At 72.7% G+C, this 3119-nt stretch carries 1 protein-coding gene; it reads right to left on the reverse strand.

What is annotated here, in order from left to right:
* A partial coding sequence (locus tag ABZ842_RS38645; protein ID WP_361548539.1) for a type I polyketide synthase occupies window positions 1-3119 on the reverse strand: 3119 nt, incomplete at both ends.

Raw genomic sequence — 3119 nt, forward strand, 5'->3', positions numbered from 1 at the left:
AACACAGCAGCAAACACCGGGAACCGCGCATACAACCCCGCACCCATCCCCACCCGCTGCGAACCCTGCCCACTCAACAAAAACACCGTCCGACCAGAAACAGCACCACCCCCCGACACCACACCCGAACGCACCTCACCCGCCGCCAACGCCCGAACACCCTCCAACAAGCCATCCCGGTCACTGCCCACCACCACCGCACGACGCTCGAACGTCGTCCGGCCGGTCATCAACGTCCAGGCGACGTCCGCCGTGGGCAGTTCCTCGTGCGTCGTCGCGTGGGCGGCGAGCGCGGCGGCTTGACCGCGCAGTGCAGCGTCGCCGCGCGCGGACAGCACCCACGGCACAGTTACGTCGGCGTCATCCCCGACTGCGCTCGCGGTCGGGACCTCGGCAGCGACCTGTTCGATGATCACGTGAGCATTGGTGCCGGAGATCCCGAACGACGACACCCCGGCCCGCCGCGGACGTCCGTCCTGCGGCCACTCCGTCTGCTCCGTCAGCAGACGCACCGCGCCAGCCGACCAGTCCACGTGCGGCGACGGCTCGTCAATGTGCAGCGACGCCGGCAACACGCCGTGCCGCATCGCCATCACCATCTTGATCACACCGGCCACACCCGCCGCGGCCTGCGTGTGCCCGATGTTCGACTTCACGGAGCCCAGCCAGAGCGGGCGTTCCTCGGGGCGGTCCTGGCCGTAGGAAGCCAGGAGGGCGTGTGCCTCGATCGGGTCGCCGAGCGTCGTGCCCGTGCCGTGGCCCTCGACCGCGTCGACGTCGGCGGGGGAGAGCCGGGCGTTCGCCAGCGCCTGGGCGATGACCCGTTGCTGCGCCGGCCCGTTGGGCGCGGTCAGCCCGTTGCTGGTGCCGTCCTGGTTCACCGCCGAGCCGCGCAGCACCGCCAGCACCGGGTGGCCGTTGCGCCGCGCGTCCGACAGCTTCTCCAACAGCAGCAGCCCGGCGCCCTCGCTCCAGCCGGTGCCGTCGGCCGCGGCGGCGAAGGGCTTGCACCGGCCGTCGGCCGCCAGCCCGCGCTGCCGGGAGAACTCCACGAACGTGGCGGGCGTCGCCATCACCGCTGCACCGCCGGCCAGCGCCATGGAGCACTCGCCCTGCCGCAGCGCCTGCGCGGCCAGGTGCATGGCCACCAGCGCCGACGAGCAGGCCGTGTCCACCGTCACCGCCGGGCCCTCAAGCCCGAAGGCGTACGAGATGCGGCCGGACATGACGCTCGGCGTGGCGCCGGCGAGGAGGTAGCCCTCCACGTCGGGTGCGCCGGCGCTCCCGCCCGAGCCGTACCCCTGGTACGTACCGCCGGTGAACACGCCGGTGTTGCTGCCGCTGACCGCGGCCCGGTCCAGTCCGGCGTGCTCGAACGCCTCCCAGGCGGTCTCCAACAGCAGCCGCTGCTGCGGATCCATCGCCAGGGCCTCCCGCGGGGAGATGCCGAAGAAGCCGGCGTCGAAGCCCGCTGCGTCGTACAGGAAGCCGCCTTCCCGTACGTAACTGGTGCCCTGGTGCCCGGGGTCGGGGTGGTAGAAGCCGTCCAGGTCCCACCCGCGGTCGGTGGGCATCTCGGAGACGGCGTCCCGGCCCTGCGCCACCAGGTCCCACAGGTCCTCGGGGGAGCGCACCCCGCCGGGGAAGCGGCAGGCCATGGCGACGATCGCGATCGGTTCGTCGCTGACGGCGACCGGTACGAGCACCGCCGCCCGGGCGCTCCGGCCGCCCAACTCGGCGCGCAGGTGCGCGGCGAGCGCCTTCGGCGTCGGATGGTCGAAGACGACGGCGGGCGGGAGGTTCTGCCCGGTGAGCGCCGTGAGGCGGTTGCGGAGTTCGACCGCGGTCAGCGAGTCGAAGCCCAGCTCCTGGAACGGGCGGCCGGGAAGGATCGCCGACGGGTCCGGGTGGCCCAACACGTCCGCGGCCTGGCTCTGAACGTGCCGCAACAGCACCTGGAGCTGCTGGGCTGGGGTGCCCTCCGCCAGCTCCTGGTGCAGCGGGCTCGTCCCGGGTGCCCCGCTGGCGGCTTCCTGCTCGCTCACCGCCGTACCGGCGAGTTCGGCCAGCAGCGGACTGGGCCGTTGCGCGGTGAACGCGAGGGGGAACTTCCGCCAGTCGACGTCGGCCACGGTCAGCGTGGTCGCCCCGTCGACGAGCGCCCGATGCAGACATGCCGTCGCCGGGTCCGTGGCGAGCGGCGCAAGCCCCCGCTTCCTGAGGTACGCGAGGGTGTTCGCGTCGGCCGCCATGCCGATCTCGCCCCAGGGGCCCCAGGCGATGCTGGTGGCGGGCAGGTCGAGGCCGCGGCGGTGTTCAGCGAGCGCGTCGAGGTAGGCGTTCGCCGCTGCGTACGCGCCCTGCTGACCACTGCCCCACGTAGCGGCGTTCGAGGAGAACAGCACGAAGGCGGACAGGTCCAGATCGCGCGTCAGCTCGTGCAGGTGCGCCGCCCCCAGGGCCTTCGACCGCAGCTGGTGGTCGAGCGCGGTGGCGTCCAACTCGGCAACCGGTCCCACGTCGGCGGTGCCGGCGGTGTGGAAGACGGCGGTGAGGGGGTGTTCGGCGGGGATGTCGGCGATGAGGGTTTTGAGTGCGGTGCGGTCGGCGGTGTCGCAGGAGACGACGGTGACGCGGGTGCCGTGTGCGGTGAGGTCGTTGACGAGTTCGGTGGTGCCGGGTGCGTCGGGGCCGCTGCGGCTGGCCAGAATCAGGTGCGGTGCACCGGCCCCGGCCAACCACCGCGCCAGGTGCATGCCGAGGCCGCCGGTGCCCCCGGTGATCAACGTGGTGCCTTCCGGCCGCCACGCGTCGGCGGGCGTGGCGGCCGGGAAGCCCGGAACGGGCCGGGCGGGGCGCAACCGACGTACGAACACGCCCGAGGCGCGTATGGCGGCCTGGTCCTCGGGCTGGCCAGGTGCCAACAGTGCAGCGAGTCGCGCCGGTGTGCGGTCGTCCGTGGTTTCGGGGAGGTCGATGAGTCCGCCCCAGTGGTGGGGGTGTTCGAGGGCGGCGACTCGGCCTAGTCCCCAGGTCTGGGCTTGTGTGGGGTGGGGGAGTGGTTCGGTGGGGGTTACGGAGACGGCTCCGCGGGTCAGGGACCACAGGGGTGCGTCGAT

Source organism: Streptomyces sp. NPDC047315 (assembly GCF_040643215.1).
Taxonomy (GTDB): domain Bacteria; phylum Actinomycetota; class Actinomycetes; order Streptomycetales; family Streptomycetaceae; genus Streptomyces.